This window comes from Mesorhizobium sp. AR02 (assembly GCF_024746835.1).
In the GTDB taxonomy this organism is placed as follows: Bacteria; Pseudomonadota; Alphaproteobacteria; order Rhizobiales; family Rhizobiaceae; genus Mesorhizobium.
Genome location: NZ_CP080531.1, coordinates 2,608,282 through 2,625,440, shown reverse-complemented (window position 1 = coordinate 2,625,440; position 17,159 = coordinate 2,608,282). Strand labels below are relative to the sequence as shown.

13 protein-coding genes are annotated in these 17,159 nt (G+C 64.1%); 6 read left to right on the top strand and 7 right to left on the bottom strand.

Features of this window, described 5'->3' with window-relative positions; translation table 11 throughout:
• Nucleotides 1-100 precede the first annotated feature (100 nt).
• Nucleotides 101-1,174, top strand: coding sequence for a D-alanine:D-lactate ligase-like protein (locus DBIPINDM_RS16660; RefSeq protein WP_258588264.1), 1,074 nt, complete (start codon nucleotides 101-103; stop codon nucleotides 1,172-1,174).
• A 109-nt stretch (nucleotides 1,175-1,283) separates the two neighbouring features.
• The gene (locus tag DBIPINDM_RS16655) at nucleotides 1,284-2,540 is read left to right on the top strand and encodes a low temperature requirement protein A (RefSeq protein ID WP_258588263.1); all 1,257 of its coding nucleotides are present in this window, start codon (nucleotides 1,284-1,286) and stop codon (nucleotides 2,538-2,540) included.
• Between the two features lie 28 nt (nucleotides 2,541-2,568).
• On the opposite strand, the gene DBIPINDM_RS16650 is transcribed toward DBIPINDM_RS16655, so the two are convergent.
• Nucleotides 2,569-3,120 carry an autotransporter gene (locus DBIPINDM_RS16650; protein WP_258588262.1) on the bottom strand — a complete coding sequence of 184 codons (552 nt, stop codon included), beginning with the start codon at nucleotides 3,118-3,120 and terminating at the stop codon, nucleotides 2,569-2,571.
• Nucleotides 3,121-3,198: 78 nt separating this feature from the next.
• Between DBIPINDM_RS16650 and DBIPINDM_RS16645 the strand changes: the two genes are divergently transcribed.
• Nucleotides 3,199-3,945, top strand: coding sequence for a GntR family transcriptional regulator (locus DBIPINDM_RS16645; RefSeq protein ID WP_258588261.1), 747 nt, complete (start codon nucleotides 3,199-3,201; stop codon nucleotides 3,943-3,945).
• Between the two features lie 3 nt (nucleotides 3,946-3,948).
• Here DBIPINDM_RS16645 and DBIPINDM_RS16640 read toward each other — a convergent pair whose 3' ends face one another.
• From DBIPINDM_RS16640 to DBIPINDM_RS16630, 3 genes are read right to left on the bottom strand one after another with little or no spacing between them, the layout of a single operon-like run.
• Entirely contained in the window at nucleotides 3,949-4,236 is a 288-nt protein-coding gene (locus tag DBIPINDM_RS16640) for a DUF1330 domain-containing protein (RefSeq protein ID WP_023762651.1), read from the bottom strand.
• Between the two features lie 29 nt (nucleotides 4,237-4,265).
• On the bottom strand, nucleotides 4,266-4,979 hold the full coding sequence (pyrF, locus tag DBIPINDM_RS16635; protein ID WP_258588260.1) for an orotidine-5'-phosphate decarboxylase: 714 nt from the start codon (nucleotides 4,977-4,979) through the stop codon (nucleotides 4,266-4,268).
• A gap of 26 nt (nucleotides 4,980-5,005) precedes the next feature.
• The gene (locus DBIPINDM_RS16630) at nucleotides 5,006-5,602 is read right to left on the bottom strand and encodes an NADPH-dependent FMN reductase (protein WP_258588259.1); all 597 of its coding nucleotides are present in this window, start codon (nucleotides 5,600-5,602) and stop codon (nucleotides 5,006-5,008) included.
• A gap of 277 nt (nucleotides 5,603-5,879) precedes the next feature.
• On the opposite strand from DBIPINDM_RS16630, the gene DBIPINDM_RS16625 reads away from it, so the two are divergent.
• The gene (locus tag DBIPINDM_RS16625) at nucleotides 5,880-6,728 is read left to right on the top strand and encodes an alpha/beta hydrolase (protein ID WP_258588258.1); all 849 of its coding nucleotides are present in this window, start codon (nucleotides 5,880-5,882) and stop codon (nucleotides 6,726-6,728) included.
• A gap of 42 nt (nucleotides 6,729-6,770) precedes the next feature.
• Here DBIPINDM_RS16625 and pmtA read toward each other — a convergent pair whose 3' ends face one another.
• The 3 genes from pmtA to dnaK form a co-directional block, all read right to left on the bottom strand.
• The gene (pmtA, locus tag DBIPINDM_RS16620) at nucleotides 6,771-7,379 is read right to left on the bottom strand and encodes a phospholipid N-methyltransferase PmtA (RefSeq protein WP_258588257.1); all 609 of its coding nucleotides are present in this window, start codon (nucleotides 7,377-7,379) and stop codon (nucleotides 6,771-6,773) included.
• A gap of 149 nt (nucleotides 7,380-7,528) precedes the next feature.
• On the bottom strand, nucleotides 7,529-8,659 hold the full coding sequence (gene dnaJ, locus DBIPINDM_RS16615) for a molecular chaperone DnaJ (protein WP_258588256.1): 1,131 nt from the start codon (nucleotides 8,657-8,659) through the stop codon (nucleotides 7,529-7,531).
• Between the two features lie 225 nt (nucleotides 8,660-8,884).
• Nucleotides 8,885-10,801, bottom strand: a complete 1,917-nt coding sequence (gene dnaK / locus DBIPINDM_RS16610; RefSeq protein WP_258588255.1) for a molecular chaperone DnaK — start codon at nucleotides 10,799-10,801, stop codon at nucleotides 8,885-8,887.
• 212 nt (nucleotides 10,802-11,013) lie between these two features.
• Between dnaK and DBIPINDM_RS16605 the strand changes: the two genes are divergently transcribed.
• Both DBIPINDM_RS16605 and DBIPINDM_RS16600 read left to right on the top strand, forming a co-directional pair.
• Nucleotides 11,014-13,251 (top strand): hypothetical protein, encoded by a 2,238-nt coding sequence (locus tag DBIPINDM_RS16605; RefSeq protein WP_258588254.1) that lies wholly within the window; start codon nucleotides 11,014-11,016, stop codon nucleotides 13,249-13,251.
• A 10-nt stretch (nucleotides 13,252-13,261) separates the two neighbouring features.
• A complete protein-coding gene (locus DBIPINDM_RS16600) occupies nucleotides 13,262-17,122 on the top strand; it encodes a DUF11 domain-containing protein (protein WP_258588253.1) in 3,861 nt (1,286 codons plus the stop codon).
• Nucleotides 17,123-17,159 lie beyond the last annotated feature (37 nt).

Genomic DNA, 17,159 nt, shown 5'->3' with positions numbered 1-17,159 from the left:
GCACTGTCACCCAAGCGCCCGGCACGGGTCGGTTTCGCGAAAGCCGTTTGCGTCGGCCGTGCGATGGTAGGCGATCGCACCGCCGGGAATTGTTCATTTGATGTCGCGCCACAAGCCAAAACTGATCCTTGTCTATGAGCCGGAGAAGGCTTGCTTCGACCGCCTGATCGCCGACGGCTACGCGCCACAGCGCGCCACCGAAATCTCGTCCTATCTGGCGCAGTCGACCGATCTGGCTCTCGAATTCGGAGCCCTTGCCGCCGCCTGCGAGGCGCGCGGTCTCGCCTTTGCGCCGGTGGCGCTCGACGATGCCGCCGAGGCGCTTGACGGTGCGGATGCGCAGAACACGCTGGTCTGGACGTTGTCCGACGGCATCGCCTATTTCCGCGGCGGTGCCGCACCCGCGCTGGCCCGGCTGAAGGGATTGAGGACGATCGGCGCCGATGATTCGCTGTTCGCGCTCTGCCAGGACAAATTCCGCTCCGGCGCGGTGCTTGGCGCGCTCGGCCTGCCGGTGCCGCAGGCCGGCCTTGCCCGGGACGGCAAATGGCTGGTCGAGCCGCCGGCCTCTGCCGCCGGCTGGTTCGCCAAGCCCAACCGGCTTGGCGCCAAGATCGGCATCTGGCCGGATTCGCGCAGCAGCGACCTCGGCCACGCGCTGGAGCTTAGCCGGCGTGTGTTCGCCGCCTATCGCGACGACGTCGTCGTCCAACCCTATGTCGCCGGACGCAACGTCCGCGCCAGCTTTCTCGGGTTGACGCCGCAAACCGGTGTCGAGGCGCTCGGCATCGCCTTTGTCGATTCAGGCGCCGATTTCCAGACCATGGCCGACAGCCTGGCGCTCTACGGCGAAACCGGTGAGGCGGCGAAGGCGGCAGGACTTTATGCCGAACCGGAGCTCGTTGCCGTCGCCGACCTCCAGCCCTTCGCCGACGCCAGGATCAGGGCGATCGCCGAACGGCTGATCAGCGGGCTCGGCCTGCGCGACGTGTTTTCCGTCGACCTGCGTGTCGAGGCCGACGACACGGTCCACCTGATCGAGTTCGAGGTCTGTCCCGGCCTGCCCTGCTTCGATTTCCGCGCCTATTGTCGGTCGCAATGGGGCCTGAGCCTCGCCGATGCCATGGCCGAGACGGCTGCGAACCGGCTAACCAGCCAGCGCCATCACGGCTAGCCGTATATCGCAACCCTCAGGCCGGCGGAACGCGGTTCTGGCTGCGCGCCTTGACGCTGACTGTCCTGTCTCTAGTGTCGGCTTGACGACCCCTAGCCAAGGCCGCGCGATGAACACAACGCCCGTCAATCCTGAAACCCTCCATCATCACCTCAGGCGCATGGCCGGGCGCGATCCGCATGAGGGGCATCGTGTCGCCACCCCGCTCGAGCTGCTGTTCGACCTGACTTTCGTGACGGCGTTCAGCTTCGCCTCCTCGCAGCTCGCCCATGCACTGGCCGAAGGCCATTACACGGCTGCCTTGCTCGGCTTCGCCTTCGCCAGCTTCGCCATCTGCTGGGCCTGGATCAATTTTTCCTGGTTCTCCTCGGCCTATGACACCGACGATTGGGTTTTCCGCCTCGTCACCATGGTGCAGATGATCGGCGTACTGGTGCTGGCGATCGGCCTGCCGCGCATGTTCGCCTCCATCGAGCATGGCGAGCACCTCGACAATTCGGTGATGGTGCTGGGCTATGTGATCATGCGGGTGGCGATGATCTTCCAGTGGCTGCGCGCCGCGAGACAGGATCCCGCCCGGCGCCGCGCCTGCCTGACTTATGCCATAGCCATAGCCATCGCCCAGATCGGCTGGGTGGTGCAGATCGTCGTCGATTTCCCGGTCGGCACCAGCATCATACTGGCCGTCATCCTCGGCCTCATCGAGCTGGCGGGGCCGGTGGTTGCCGAACGCAGCGATGGCGGCACGCCCTGGCATGCGCACCATATGGCCGAGCGCTACAGCCTGTTCGCCATCATCGCGCTGGGTGAAGGGGTTGTCGGTACGCTCGCGAGCCTCTCCGCCGTGGTCGAGGAGCAGGGCTGGACCGTGGATGCGGCCCTGGTCTGCATCGCCGGCACCGGGCTCACCTTCGGCATGTGGTGGGTCTACTACATGCTGCCCTCCGCGCCGATCCTGCATGTCCACCGCAACCGCGCCTTCGTCTGGGGCTATGGCCAGATGCTGATTGTCACCGCCATCGTCGCGACCGGCGCCGGGCTGCATGTCGCGGCCTATTTCATCGAGCACAAGGCGCATATCGGCCCGCTTGCGACACTGCTTGCCACGGCAATTCCCGTCAGCGTGTTCCTGGCGGCAATCTATGCGCTCTATACCTATCTCGTCCGGCGCTTCGACCCGTTCCACATCTGGCTGCTGGTCGCAACAGTGGCGGTCGTGGCGGTTGCCATCCTCGCCGCGTCCGCCGGCGTCGACATGGCGGTCTGCCTCGTCATCCTGATGCTGGCGCCGGCCGTCACCGTCGTCGGCTACGAAACGCTCGGACACCGGCATCAGGCCGAAGTGCTTGCCGGCGATGAGCCCTAGACAAGGCCTTAGCTAGGTTGGTCCCGGCCTATCCCCGCGATTGCTGGATCGGCCGCGCGCCGGCCATGTACCTGATGTTGTCGAACGGCTCCGGCCGGTGGTCGGCGAGGCTCCACAGTTGGCGATCGGTGCCTGGCAGATCGCCGAGATAGACATGCAGGGCGCCGGAGCGGGCGTTGCCGGTATTGGCGACCGAGTGAATGGTGTTGGAAGACATGTGCACCAGCGCGGGCGCCGAAAAATCCTGCCGCTCCGGCTCATCGACCTGATCGCCGGCGAGCGGGTAGATGAAGTTGGTCTCGCCACCCCAATAGATGCCGATCAGGGCGTCCATCAGATGGTTATGCGGCGGATACTGCACCCCGGGCGAAAGCGTGATGTGGTAGATCGTCAGCTTCGGGCTGGCATGCAGCAGCAACTCGTCCTCATCCTCCTCATGCACAAGTCCGCCGAGCGCATGGAAGCGGTTGGTATAGTCGCTCAAGACGGCCTTGACCCGCTCGAAGGGATCAACGCCTGCCGCCGCGTTGACGATATCCTCGATCGCGGGGTAGAGAGGGGAGTCGGCGGATAGAGGCATGCCACAGCTCCTGACTGAGATGCTCAGTAAGAATAGCTAAGATGGCCAATGTCAAGGCCGATGCAAAGCGAGAGAAGCATGAAGCCGACAAAAGCCGCACCATCGAAATCGGCAGCGTCCGCAGGTGGGACAACGGCGCTGTCGACGGCGGATGTGCTGCGCAGCGAACAGGCCTACGAACAGCTGAAGAGCGACATCGTCGCCTGCGTCCTGTCGCCCGGTGAAGCGTTGACCGAAAAGCAGATCGAGGCGCGCTACGGCATCAAGAAGGCGACGATCCGCTCGGCGCTGGCCCGCCTCATGCAGGAAGGCCTGGTCCGGAGCGAGCCGCGCCGTGGCTATGTCATCACGACGCTGACCTTGCGCGACGTCAACGAGATCTTCGATGTGCGAAGCCTGATCGAACCCGAAGTGTTCCGGGTTGCCACTTCGGGGATCACCGAGCGTGGACTGGACGAGATCAGGCTGGCGGCCAGAAAGGTGCTGAAGCCCGAGACGCTGCGCAGCCCGGTTGCGTTCCTCGCGGCCGATCGTGCCTTTCGCCTGGCGATTGCCGAGCTCTCCGGCAATTTGCGGCTGGCACAGCTGCTGAGCCAGATCCTCGACCAGTCGGAGCGGACGCTCCACCTCGGCTTCAAGTCGCGCGATTTCATGCCGCTGATCATCGAACAGCAGAAGCAATTGCTGCAGGCCTGCGAGAAGAGCGACGTCCCCGGCATCGTGAAACTTGCCCGCTCGCAGTGCCTTGCCCTCAAGCACCAGCTGGTCGGAGCCCTGCTTGGCGGCGCCAAGCTGCGCGACGTGAACCTTCAGGACCTCGTCTGAAGCTCAGGCGCCTTCGACCAGCACGATCTCACCGTCGGCGACCTTCTGGCGGATGGCGACCGCGCGCTGATATTCCGGCGAGTGGTAGCAGTCATGCGCCGCGGCGAGCGACTCGAATTCGATGATGACGTTGCGGGCGCGGCCGGGTCCTTCGGCCTTTTCATGCTCGCCGCCGCGCGCCAGGAATTTCGCGCCGAAGCGCTCGAAGGCGGGTTTGGCGGCGGCGACATAGTCCTTGTAGCCTTCGGCATCGCGCACATCGACGCGAGCGATCCAGTATCCCTTGGGCATGCTTCTTCTCCGAGTTTGTATCTGGAACATCAGGCCGAGCGCATTTCGTCCAGAATGGCTTCGGCCGCCTCGCGTCGGTTGGCCGCCGCGATGATCGGCCGGGCCACCACAAGATGGCTGGCGCCGTTGCGGATCGCTTGCGCCGGCGTCACCACGCGCTTCTGGTCGCCATGGTCGCTGCCCGCCGGCCGGATGCCGGGCGTCACCACCGCCATGTCGGGTCCGACGATGCGCCGCACCGCTTCGGCCTCCGCCGCCGAGCAGACGATGCCGCCCATGCCGGCATGCAGCGCCTGTTCCGAGCGCCTGAGCACCAGCGTGTGCGGGTCATATTCATAGCCGACATCGATCATGTCCTGCTCGTCCATCGAAGTCAGCACGCTGACGGCGAGCAGGCAAAGCTCGCTGCCCCGCGCCGCTTCCACCGCCGCCCGCATCGCTTTGGGGTAGGCGTGGATGGTCAGCATGGTCATGCCCATCTTGACGATGTTCTCGACGCCCTTGGCCACCGTGTGGTCTATGTCGAGCAGCTTCATGTCGAGGAAGATTTTTGTCCCGCCGCTGGCCAGTTCCCTGGCGAAGTCGAGCCCGCCGGCGAAGGCCAGCTGATAGCCGATCTTGTAGAAGGAGACGACGCCGTCGAGTTCGCGCACCGCCTGCTCGGCTTCCCGCACGGTCGGCACGTCGAGGCCGACGATCAATCTTTCCTGCATGGATTTGGCCTGCATGGATTGGGTCTGCATGGATTGGGTCTGCATCGTTGCGGCGATCACGCCTCGATCCGGGTCGACAGCATGCGCGAGGTTTCGATCAGCGTGCGGCATAGGTGCTCCATCGATCTGTACAGTCTTTCATCACGGAAATTGCCGCCTTCGTCGAAGGCGTCGCCGCCGTCCGGCACCGAGCATTCCGGCGTCACCACCTCCATCTGGCAGCGCACCAGCACGGCGCGCAGATGGTTGATGCAGCGGATGCCGCCAAAATGGCCGTTGGAGGACGAGCACAGTCCGGCGACCTTGCCGGCAAATGGCCTGACCGATCGGCCGCCGTCGCGGCGCACCCGGCTCACCCAGTCGATCGTGTTCTTGAGCAGCGGCGGGATCGAGCCGTTATATTCCGGCGTGGCGATCAGCAGCCCGTCATGGACGATGATCAGCCGTGCAAGCTTCTGGGCGTTGTCGGGGACACCCTTCTCCTTCTCCAAATCCTCGTCGAGGATCGGCAGGGGATAATCGGCGAGCGAAATGCGGGTCACCTCGGCGCCTTGCACCGCAAGTTCCTTCTGCGCCACATCGGCGGTCCTGCCGCTATAGGCGCCGCTGCGCACCGAACCGGCGAAGACGAGGATTTTCGGGACGATCGACATCGGCAATCCCTTGCTGTGGAGGCAGCTATAGGCGATGCGCTGGCCGAATCAATAGCTGAGATTGCGGTCCTGCGGTCGGCGCTTTGCCGAAGCTAGATGCCATGTATAGGTTGCGGCGATGAGAGTGAGGTGGGTTGGCTACGTCCTGGTTGGTTTGGCGGCGGCTGTCGCAGCCGGCTATGCCGCATTCATATTCAGCCCATGGCCCTCGGTCCTTCTGATTCGCTATGCTTTCCACAAGGACGGGGTCGAGCGCAATCAGGCGCTTGAACAGCACGTGCCAACCAATGTGAGCGGGCTGCGCGACGAGCGCTACGGCGAGGGCCCGGACGAGCTTCTCGATGTTTTCTTTCCGACCGACATCCCGGACAAGGCCTTGCCGGCAATCGTCTGGGTGCATGGCGGCGGCTTTGTCGCCGGAAACAAGGCCGACATTTCGGGCTACATGAAAATCCTGGCCGGGCGTGGCTATGTCACCGTCGCGGTCGGTTATTCGGTTGCCCCGGGAGCCCGCTATCCGACCCCGGTCCTTCAAGCCAACAAGGCGCTTGCCTTCCTGTCCCGCAATGCCGGTCGCTACCGTATCGACCCCAACAGGTTTTTTCTTGCCGGCGACTCCGCTGGCTCGCAGATCGTCGCCCAACTTGCTGCGACAGTTAGCGATCCAGCCTATGCCGCCACGGTTGGCGTCAAGCCGGCCATCGAACGCGCGCGGCTGAAGGGCGTCGCACTGTTCTGCGGCGTCTACGATGCCACGATGATTGCGCCCGAGGGGCCGTTCGCGGGCTTCATCAGGACCGTCATGTGGTCATATCTCGGGACGAAGCAGTTGAAGGATGATCCGCGCGTCGCCGAATTCTCCGTCAATCGGCACCTGACGCCGCGATTTCCGCCGGCATTCGTGTCGGTCGGCAATGCCGATCCGCTGGCGCCGCAATCCACCTTGATCGCAGCAGCGATCAGGGCGCAGGGCGTCGAGGTAGACACGCTGTTCTTTGCGGACGATTACAGCCCGGCCTTGCCGCATGAATATCAGTTCGATCTCGACCGGAAGGCCGGAAAGGAAGCGTTCGGAAGGCTTGGGGCATTTCTGGATCGATTGGCGAACCAGCCAGCCTTGCAATGATCCTTCCGGAAAATCTGGAAGCGTCCTGCCTCCGGCAAGGTCTCAGTCACCCTTGCCGCGCCGGTAGATCCACAGCTGCGTCGGCGGGATGTTGCGGAAGATGAAATCGAAATGTTTGACCGTATAGTCGCCGCGGCCGGCCGGGATCGGCGACATCGGACCGTAGGTCAGCTGCACAATCGGCCGCCCGGCCGGGATGCGGTCGAGCAGGCTCTCTATATAGGCGATCCGCTGGGCGACGGGGAAATTGAGCAGCGGCACGCCGGAAACGACGGAATCGAAGATCATCCCGCTCCTCTCGCCAAGCGTGGCGTTGAGGTTGAAGGCATCGCCCTCGATGACGTTGACGCCGGGATAGAGCTGGCGCAGGTGGCGCACGAAATCCGTGTTGTATTCGACGGCATAGAGGTTTTCGGGCCGCACGCCTTGGGCGAGGATGGCGCGGGTGATGACGCCTGTGCCCGGACCAACCTCGAGCACCGGCAGGCCGGACCTGGGATTGACGATCGAGGCCATCTTGCGCGCGGTGATCGAGCTGGTCGGAACGATCGAGCCGACCGTCTTCGGCTTGTCGATCCAGCCCCTGAAGAACTTGAGCTCGTCGTCGAATTTTTCGGCAAGCGCCTTCCGCAGTCCGGGACCACGTGTCATGCAAGCTCTCCTCAGCGCTCCCCTCAGGTTACTTAACACCTGAGCAGCGCAAGGCAAGGCACGACCCTGCCGATGTCGTGGATAAGATAGATTTCGTCGTGTCCCGAGATGCGGCGCGTTTCATCGATTTGCGCGCCGTTCTTGCATTATCAACGCTCGCCGAAGGATTCGAAGAAATCCTTCATGCGGGCAAAAAACCCGCTCGATTGGGGCGAATTGTCCTGCGAGGAGAGCTGTTCGAACTCCTCCAGCAGCTCGCGCTGGCGGCGGGTAAGGTTCTGCGGCGTCTCGACGGCGGTCTGGATGTAGAGGTCGCCGACATTGGGCTGGCGCAGCACCGGCATGCCCTTGCCCTTGAGGCGGAACTGGCGCCCGTTCTGCGTACCTTCGGTCACCTTCACCTTGGTCTGGGTGCCGTCCAGCGTTGTCACCTCGAAGGAGCCGCCAAGGGCTGCCGTCGTCATCGAGATCGGCACCTTGCAATAGAGATCGGCACCATCGCGCTGGAAGAATTCGTGCGGCTTCACCGCCAGGAAAATATAAAGGTCGCCCGAAGGCCCGCCGCGCAGGCCGGCCTCGCCCTCATTGGCAAGCCGGATGCGGGTGCCGTCCTCGATCCCGGCCGGAATGTTGACCGACAGCGAGCGCTCCTCGGTGACGCGGCCCTGGCCGGCGCATTTCGGGCACGGATCCTTGATCGTCTGGCCGCGGCCCTGGCATTGCGGGCAGGTGCGCTCGATCGAGAAGAAGCCTTGCGTGGCGCGCACCTTGCCGTGGCCGTTGCACATCGAGCAGGTGACGGGCTGGGTGCCCGGCTTGGCGCCGGTCCCAGAGCATTCCGAGCACGAGATCGAGGCCGGCACGCGGATCTGCGCGGTTTTGCCGGCAAAAGCCTCTTCCAGCGAGATTTCCATATTGTAGCGCAGATCGGCGCCGCGTTCGCGGCCGCCGGAAGAGCGGCGCTGGCGCCCGCCCATCATGTCGCCGAAAATGTCCTCGAATATGTCGGCGAAGCCGCCGGCGCCAAAGCCTTGCGCACCGCCATTCATGCCGCCCTGCTCGAAGGCGGCGTGTCCGAAACGGTCATAGGCCGCGCGCTTCTGCGGGTCCTTCAGCGTCTCGTAGGCTTCGTTGATTTCCTTGAACTTGTGCTCGCAGGAATGATCGCCGGGATTGCGGTCGGGGTGGAACTGCATGGCGAGCTTGCGGAAAGCGCTCTTGAGCTCCTTCTCGTCGGCTCCCTTTTGCACGCCCAGCGTTTCGTAGAAATCAGCTTTCATTTTTTCCCGCAGTCCGGATGCTCAACGTCTTGATGCATGTTGTTGCGTCGTTTGCCGGCACGTTGTCTCGATTTAGGAGCGGTGCTGCCCGGATGCTAGGGCCGGCGCGAACTTGTCCGTGGTTTTCAGCGATTTTTTCGGCAGGGCTCGCACTTTTTTCAGCGAGGGTTGCAAAAAAGCCCGGCTTTGCGCCGGGCTTTCCGCATTATCTTGCCTTCAGGCGGCTCAGGCCGACTTCTTCTTGTCGTCGTCCTCGTCGATTTCCTCGAAATCGGCATCGACCACGTCAGAGTCCTTGGCGGCGTCCGCCTTGGCGTCGGCTTCCGCCGCTTCCTTTTGCGAGGCCTCGTACATGGCCTGGCCGAGCTTCATCGAAGCTTCGGCAAGCACCTGGCTCTTGGCCTCGATGTCGGCCGCGTCGTCGCCTTCGGCCGCCGTCTTCAGCGCCGCGATCGCATCGGATATCGCCGTGCGCTCGGCTTCCGAGACCTTGTCGCCATATTCCTTCAGCGACTTCTCGGACGAATGCACCAGCGCCTCGGCCTGGTTGCGGGCCTCGACCACGGCGCGCCGCTTCTTGTCGCTCTCGGCATTGGCTTCGGCGTCCTTCACCATCTTCTCGATGTCGGCGTCCGAAAGACCACCCGAGGCCTGGATGCGGATCTGGTGCTCCTTGCCGGTGCCCTTGTCCTTGGCCGAAACATTGACGATGCCGTTGGCGTCGATGTCGAACGTGACCTCGATCTGCGGCACGCCACGCGGGGCCGGCGGGATGCCGACCAGGTCGAACTGGCCGAGCGCCTTGTTGTCGGCGGCCATTTCACGCTCGCCCTGGAAGACCCGGATGGTCACGGCCGACTGCGAATCCTCGGCGGTCGAGAACACCTGGCTCTTCTTGGTCGGGATCGTCGTGTTGCGTTCGATCAGTCGGGTGAACACGCCACCCAGCGTCTCGATGCCGAGCGACAGCGGCGTCACGTCGAGCAAAAGCACGTCCTTGACGTCACCCTGCAGCACGCCGGCCTGGATGGCGGCGCCGAGCGCGACAACCTCATCCGGGTTGACGCCCTTGTGCGGCTCCTTGCCGAAGAACTGCTTCACGATCTCCTGGATCTTGGGCATGCGGGTCATGCCGCCGACCAGGACCACTTCGTCGATCTCGCCAGCCTTCAGGCCGGCATCCTTGAGCGCCGCCTTGCAGGGCTCGATGGTGCGTTGGACGAGATCCTCGACCAGGCTTTCGAACTTGGCGCGCGTCAGCTTCAGCGTCAGGTGCTTAGGGCCGGTCGCGTCGGCGGTGATGAAGGGCAGGTTGATTTCGGTCTGCGTGGTCGACGACAGCTCGATCTTGGCCTTTTCCGCGGCCTCCTTGAGGCGCTGCAGGGCAAGCTTGTCGTTCTTCAGGTCGATGCCCTGTTCCTTCTTGAACTCGGCCGCCAGGTACTCGACCAGGCGCATGTCGAAATCCTCGCCGCCGAGGAAGGTGTCGCCATTGGTCGACTTCACCTCGAACACGCCATCGCCGATTTCGAGCACCGAAATGTCGAACGTGCCGCCGCCAAGGTCATAGACGGCAATGGTCTTGCCTTCCTTCTTGTCGAGGCCGTAGGCGAGGGCCGCCGCGGTCGGCTCGTTGATAATGCGCAGCACTTCGAGGCCGGCGATCTTGCCGGCGTCCTTGGTTGCCTGGCGCTGGGCGTCGTTGAAATAGGCCGGAACGGTAATGACCGCCTTCTCGACCTTCTCGCCGAGATAGGCTTCCGCCGTTTCCTTCATCTTCTGCAGGATCATGGCCGAGATCTGCGAGGGCGACTGCTTCTTGCCGCCGGCCTCGACCCAGGCATCGCCATTGTCGCCCTTGACGATCTTGTAAGGGACAAGCTTCTTGTCCTTTTCCGTCACCGGATCGTCATAGCGGCGGCCGATCAGGCGCTTGACCGCGAAGATGGTGTTTTCAGGATTGGTGACCGCCTGGCGCTTGGCCGGCTGGCCGACGAGACGTTCGCCGTCGCCCGAGATGGCGACGATGGAAGGCGTCGTGCGCGCGCCTTCCGCATTCTCGATCACCTTCGGCTCCTTGCCATCCATGATGGCGATACAGGAGTTTGTGGTGCCGAGATCGATACCGATTACTTTTGCCATTTTTCTAGTCTCTCCGCTAAGCAGGCTTTCAGGACCCGTGAAGGCGTTCCGACGAAAGCCCCTGTTCACAAGAAATCCCGTTCGGCAACCGGTGTTCCGGTGCCGGACGGCTTGGCGCGTATATAAGAACAGGCGGCATCGGGCGCAAGCATTCTGCGCAAGGCTTCCATGAACCTTTCCACCTCCGCCCGCGACTGACGTCCAGGTGCCGCATGGTGCGGCCCGGAAAGGAAGCCCCCATGACCAGCAACCCAGAGGCTCTGCGGTCTCCGGGAACAACAGGAGTTCGGCGCGACCACCGCCTTCGGGACGGGGTCGATGCGCTGGGCTTCCCGCTGATTCCGTTGACCCTGCGTAAGAGCAGGCGTATCGTGATTTCGAGGAAAGCAGACAATTCGATCAGGGAAGAACGAGCCGGACCGCCGCGCCTTGCCCTGGTTCGTGCGGCTCAGCCGGAGGTTCCGCCCATAGACTTCGGGGGGAGTTCTATGTCTTGCGACCACGGCCCGCTCGTGCCTTCTTTCGCCAACCGTTTGCGCCGCCTGATCAAGGCAACCGGCGGACTTCTTGTGTTTGCCCTGACCGCCAGCCTTTGGCTTGGCGGCGCCGCCAAGGCGCAGGACAGCCAGATCATCTATCCCGGCTCGATGGCGGTCACCGGATTTTCCGGCACCATCATCCCCAATTTCGACCAGGGCCTGCCGCCTGGGGTCGATCCGGTCGACGAAACCTTCATCGACACCACGCGCGCCACCTTGCGCGTTTTTGATGTTTCGCATCTCGGCGGCCCGGCTTCGGGCCAGCTCGTCTTCACACCGCCGCCTTTCGAGGTGACGGCCGGCCAGATCGGCCAGGTTTTCGGCGTCACCTATGATGACGGCGTGCGCGATGGTGTTCCATCGGGCATTCCCAACCTTTACGCCGCCGCCACCTCGCTGCACGGCATCCGCATCGTAACGCCGGACGCCGACAATGACGGCAGGCCGGAGCGGCAGCGCCGCGGCACGGCAGGCGCCACCTTCATGGAAGGCCAGTTCGGCACCGAAAACGGCGGCGGACCAGGCACCATCTGGAAGATCGACGGCATCACCGGCCAGGTGGCCAAATTCGCCGACATCGACACCAACAGCGGCCCCGGCATCGGCAACCTCACCTTCGATCCCAACCACCGCCAGTTCTTCGCCTCGGACCTCGACACCGGCCTCATCCACCGCATCGACGCCAACGGCAGACTGATCGACACCTTCGACCATGGTGTCGCCGGGCGCCCGGCGCATGGCCTGGCTCCCGTCGCCGACGATGGCGCGGTGATGGACATTCAGGGTGCCGCCTTCGACACGGAGGATCCCGAGACCTGGGGCTACACCCAGGACGAGCGTCGCGTCTGGGCCGTCTCCTATCATGGCGGCCGGCTCTACTATTCGGTCGGCGAAAAGTCGGAAATCTGGTCGGTGGGCATTGCCCGCGACGGCACTTTTGCCGGCGACCCGCGCTGGGAACTGACGGTCAAGGCCGACAAGGATTACGCCGTCACCGACATTGCCTTCGACAACAGCGGCTTCATGTACCTCGCCCAGCGCGGCCCGGTCGAAAATCGCTATGATTACAGCCGCTTCGCCGATTCCGGCAAGGGCGAGGTCATCCGCTACTTCAGAGAAAATCCGGACGATCCGGCAACGGAATCGGTCTGGGTGGAAGTGCCGCAGGAATATGCGGTCGGCTTCCCGCAAGGCAGCCGGCAGTCGGCCGGCGGTCTCGACCTGCAATATGGCTATGATGCCGACGGCAATCTCGACACCTCGGTCTGCACCCAGACGCTGGTCAACACCGGTGACAAATTGCGCGACAATCCAACGCTCGCCGAGCAGCTCGCCGCTGGCGGGCCGCTCGCCGTGCATGGCGTGCAGATCACGCCCAAGGACCTGGTCAAGCCGGCCAACGTGCCGCCCTTCGGTTCCTGGTTCGTCGATTTCGACGGCTATTTCGAGGATCCCGAGGTGGAAGGCCATGTCGGCGATGTCGCCGTCTGGCACCCTTGCGAGGGTCGTGCCGGCTATTATGAAGAAATCCCGGGCGGCTATCTGCCACCCTTCTACCCGCCGGACTTCCCACCGCCCGGCAATCTGCCTCCCTGTCTCGATGTCGAGGATGTCCAGTACTACTGCACGCCTTCGGGCCTCGAGGCCGATCTCTATCTCCATGACCATGCCGGCTTCGGCGGCGATTCGATCAAGGCCCAGTCCAGGACGCCAGGCGTCGGGGTGACTTCACCCATGTCGCATGCGCCAGGCAAGCCTTACACGATCAACATCACCGGCCACGATCCGGGCGACAGAGTGGATGTTGGACTTTGCTTCTACAGGAAGTCCGACAAGGACAAGGGCGGCTACTACCCTTGCTGCAAGATGACCTTGCCGCTCCGCACCCCAGCCGTCAGCTGCGAACGTTGAGGAGGGGAAGATGAAAAATCTCGCACTCTCCCCGCTCGCGCAAAACAACTCAACCGTCATGGAGACGATCATGAAACCCCTGTCATACGCCAGGCGCGGCGCGCGCTGGCTGATGGCGGCCGGTATCGCGGTCGCCACCCTGACCCCGGTGCAAAGCTTCGCCTATGATGTCTACACCGCTGTCACCCAACCCAAGCTCGATTTCGACAACCCACGCGTCGTCAATCCGGAGCCGGGACGGCTCGTACCCTTCTTCACCAAGAAAGGCGGACAACGAAGCTGCGACTATGTCGAATATTTCCTGAGCTTCGGCGTGCGCGGCGATCCGCAGAACTTTGCCAACCCGAGCCTGGCGGCCTTGTTGAAAAAAGCCCAGCTCGACTTCAAGGACGTGCTTCCGCACGGCCTGCAGATCGTCAGCGTGCATGTAGGCGGCGACGGCACGGATTCATCCGGTGGGCCGCTGCCCGGCGCTTCGATCAGCACGTCGACAAATCCGAACGATACGGCGACGGTTTCCGATTTCCGGCTTTCCGCCGACGATCTCGATGGCGTCGGCGCAGCGAACGAACGCGTCATCACCTTCCAGATCACGGCCAAGATCGACCACGCGGCGTTTCCCGCGCCAACGATGGTCGACAACCAGGGCCTGATCAAGGTGACAAACGGAACCGGGACGGGCTCCATCATCCCGTCGCAGGATCCGAGCAAGCCCGACGATGGCGACTACAAGACCGGCGTGAAAACCTCGATCAAGATCGACGTCACCAAGTGCGAACCCCCGCCACCGCCTCCCGGCAAGGAATGCTTCAAGGTGGAACGCGGCACGGTCGATTGCGTGCCCGGCGGCGGCGCCTTCATCTACCACATGCCGGTCGGCCCGGAGATGGCCGGCAAGTGGGTGCAGGTGTCGACCACCACGCCCGGCATCACCATCATCCCCGACACCCAGCTGGTGCCTCCGGGCGGCGGTGTGCTCAACTGGAAGATCGTCGGCGCATCGCCCGGCGACGTCATCCACCTCATCGTCACCGGCATCGAGACCTATCCCGGCCCGAAGGAAGGCTGGGGCCTATGCTGCACGCAGACCATCGATATCGTCATCCCGCGTGACCAGAGATGCCCGCCCAAGGACAAGGAGCCGGACCTCAAGGTCGAGAAACGCGCCGATGTCCCGCGCTGCACCATGGCCGGCGGCTGCGACTTCACCATCCGGGTCACCAATGTCGGCACCGCGCCCTATAACGGCAAGATCGTGCTTGACGAAGTGACGCTGCCGGCCGGTTCGACGCTGAGTTCAGGGCCCAATCCGCCTTGGGTCTGCGTGCCCGGCACCACCCCGATGACATGCACCTATCCGGTGACCACGCTCAATCCGGGGGCTTTTGTCGACCTCAAGCTCGGCTTCAAGCCGGCCGGGGGCTGGCAAGGCAAGGTGCTGCGCAACTGCGCCACCTATAATTATCCGGCCAGCGGCAAGCCGCTGTTCGGCAGCCAGCAAAACGACAGGGGCTGCGCCTCGATCCCGATCTGCCGCCGTGGCGATCGCGACCGCGACTGCCAGCCGCCGGTCGAGAAGAAGGTCGACCTGATCCTGAAGAAGCGTGCCCGCACCGAAATCTGCACGGCCGACGGCGTCTGCTTCTTCGTGATCGACATCATCAACAACGGCACAGCAACCTATAATGGGCCGCTGACGGTGATCGACAACTACCCTGGCGGCGCGCCGGCCTCCTCGACCTTCGGGCCGAGCCCGCCCTGGACATGCGGACCGAACGGCCCCGGCCAGTTCCGCTGCGACAATGCAGGGATTTCGCTGCCCGCGGGCGCCTCGACGCCGATCTTCGTCAAGGCGGTCATGCCGGCCGGCTACCAGTCGGATACGGTCGAGAACTGCGCCGAGGTGAAGGCCATTCCCGGTGAGGTCGACCTCACCAACAACAAGGCTTGCGCCAAGGAACGCATCCGTCGTCCCAATGGCGGCCAGCCTGGCCTGCGCATCACCAAGGTCTGCAATGGCTCACTGGCCGGTGCCGCGGTCGTCTCTTGCCGCATCACCGTCTCCAACGCCGGCACGGCTGCCCCCACCGGTCCGGTGCGGGTCAACGATGCCGCCACGCTGGTGTCGGGCGGCGCGCCTGTCCAGATCCAGACCGTCACACCAGACGGCGCGGAATGGGCGTGCGGACCGGTTCCGGCCAACACGCTGTCGTGCCAGATTCCCGGCGCCGTCATGACACCCGGAACCAGCAGGCACTTCGACGTGACGGTCTCGGCCAATGGCGAGTTCGAGAACTGCGCGCGCGGCTCCTATGGTCCGGCGCCAGGCGACGACGTCGTCAATCCGATCGGCCAGGCCTGCGCCAAGGGCGGCGGCTCTTCGACCATCCGTGTCGAAAAGACCGGCGACCGCGAATGCCGGCTCGGCCAGCCCTGCTCGTTCGACATCGCCATCACAAATGATGGGACGAGCCCCTTCTCTGGCCCGGTTCGCATCGGTGATGCGATCGGCGTGGAAGGTCTCGGCCGGCTGGATGGCGTTGCGATCACCTCGATCGACCCGCCCTTCGGCTGTTCGCCGGAGCCGATGACACTGCCGGCCTCCTGCATCGCCAACCTGACGCTCGGTGCCGGCGAAAGCCAGTCGCATCACGTCACCGTGGTCATTCCCGACGACGGGCGTCTCGCCAATCTGCAGGGCAACGTCAATGGCCAGAACTGCGTTGGTGTCCTGTCTCCCGACACGCGGGTGCAGGGCGGCGGCGACGTGCTGGGCGGCGACCAGACCAACCTGCAGGGCGATCGCGGCAAGGCCTATGCGTGCCACCCCTTCATCATCACGCATGAGGTGAAGAACCAGTGCTCGCCGGGCTTCGTCATGAACGACGCTGGCCGCTGCGTCTGCCCGGAAGGCACCACCTTCCGCAACGGCCAGTGCACCGGCGGCGGCACCAACCTTCTGCCGCTTCCCGTGCCGCCGCCGAAGCGCTGCGTGCTGCTCGAAGGCCAGATCCGGACCGAGGACGGGCGCTGCATCTGCCCACGCGGCACGGAGCTTGAGAACGGTGCCTGCGTCAAGACCTCCAAGCCAGGCTGCACCATACCCGGTTCGGTCCCGACTTCGGACGGCAATGGCTGCTACTGCCCCGACGGAACGCATCTCGACAGGCAAGCCAACGCGTGTGTGAGGGACAGGCCGAAGCCTGAGCAGTGCACCATCCGTGGCCAGATCCACAACGCCGATGGCGACTGCGTCTGCCCGCAAGGGACCGAAGTGCGCAACGGCGCTTGCCGTCCGGTCCGGCCGAAGCCCCAGCAGTGCCGCATCCCCGGCCAGATCCGCAATGCCGATGGCGATTGCGTCTGTCCGCAAGGAACCGAGGTGCGCAACGGGGCCTGCCGTCCGGTCCGGCCGAAGCCTGACCAGTGCACCATCCGTGGCCAGGTCCACGACGCCGACGGCAATTGCGTCTGCCCGCGGGGTACCGAGGTGCAAGGCAATGCCTGCCGGCGCAAGCAGCCGCAACTGGAGCAGTGCGACATACGCGGCCAGGTCCACAACAAGCGCGGCGAGTGTGTCTGCCCGCGTGGGACCGAGGTGATCGACGGCGCGTGCCGCAAACCCAGGCAACAGACGGAATGCGCACCGGGCTCGCAGATGATCAATGGCCAGTGTCAGCCGATCTTCAGGCGGCGCTGCCCGGAAGGCACGGTTGGGCGGTATCCCAACTGCCGGCCGATGCGCGGGCAGCCGTCGCTGGAGCTCAACCCGGGCATCCTGCTGCAGCAGGTCCTGCCAAGGCGCCTGCCGCAGTCCGAACAGCAACAGGACCCGGTACCAAACAGGATCCTGAAACTCCAGCAGCAGTAACCGTCTGCGCGACACCAAGACCACGAACCCGCCGGCG

Excerpts from the sequence above, each read along its gene's own strand:
- DBIPINDM_RS16660 (WP_258588264.1), top strand. The coding sequence starts at position 101 with ATGTCGCGCCACAAGCCAAAACTGATCCTTGTCTATGAGCCGGAGAAG.
- DBIPINDM_RS16655 (WP_258588263.1), top strand. The coding sequence starts at position 1,284 with ATGAACACAACGCCCGTCAATCCTGAAACCCTCCATCATCACCTCAGG.
- DBIPINDM_RS16650 (WP_258588262.1), bottom strand. The coding sequence starts at position 3,120 with ATGCCTCTATCCGCCGACTCCCCTCTCTACCCCGCGATCGAGGATATC.
- DBIPINDM_RS16645 (WP_258588261.1), top strand. The coding sequence starts at position 3,199 with ATGAAGCCGACAAAAGCCGCACCATCGAAATCGGCAGCGTCCGCAGGT.
- DBIPINDM_RS16640 (WP_023762651.1), bottom strand. The coding sequence starts at position 4,236 with ATGCCCAAGGGATACTGGATCGCTCGCGTCGATGTGCGCGATGCCGAA.
- pyrF (WP_258588260.1), bottom strand. The coding sequence starts at position 4,979 with ATGCAGACCCAATCCATGCAGGCCAAATCCATGCAGGAAAGATTGATC.
- DBIPINDM_RS16630 (WP_258588259.1), bottom strand. The coding sequence starts at position 5,602 with ATGTCGATCGTCCCGAAAATCCTCGTCTTCGCCGGTTCGGTGCGCAGC.
- pmtA (WP_258588257.1), bottom strand. The coding sequence starts at position 7,379 with ATGACACGTGGTCCCGGACTGCGGAAGGCGCTTGCCGAAAAATTCGAC.
- dnaJ (WP_258588256.1), bottom strand. The coding sequence starts at position 8,659 with ATGAAAGCTGATTTCTACGAAACGCTGGGCGTGCAAAAGGGAGCCGAC.
- dnaK (WP_258588255.1), bottom strand. The coding sequence starts at position 10,801 with ATGGCAAAAGTAATCGGTATCGATCTCGGCACCACAAACTCCTGTATC.
- DBIPINDM_RS16605 (WP_258588254.1), top strand. The coding sequence starts at position 11,014 with ATGGTGCGGCCCGGAAAGGAAGCCCCCATGACCAGCAACCCAGAGGCT.
- DBIPINDM_RS16600 (WP_258588253.1), top strand. The coding sequence starts at position 13,262 with ATGAAAAATCTCGCACTCTCCCCGCTCGCGCAAAACAACTCAACCGTC.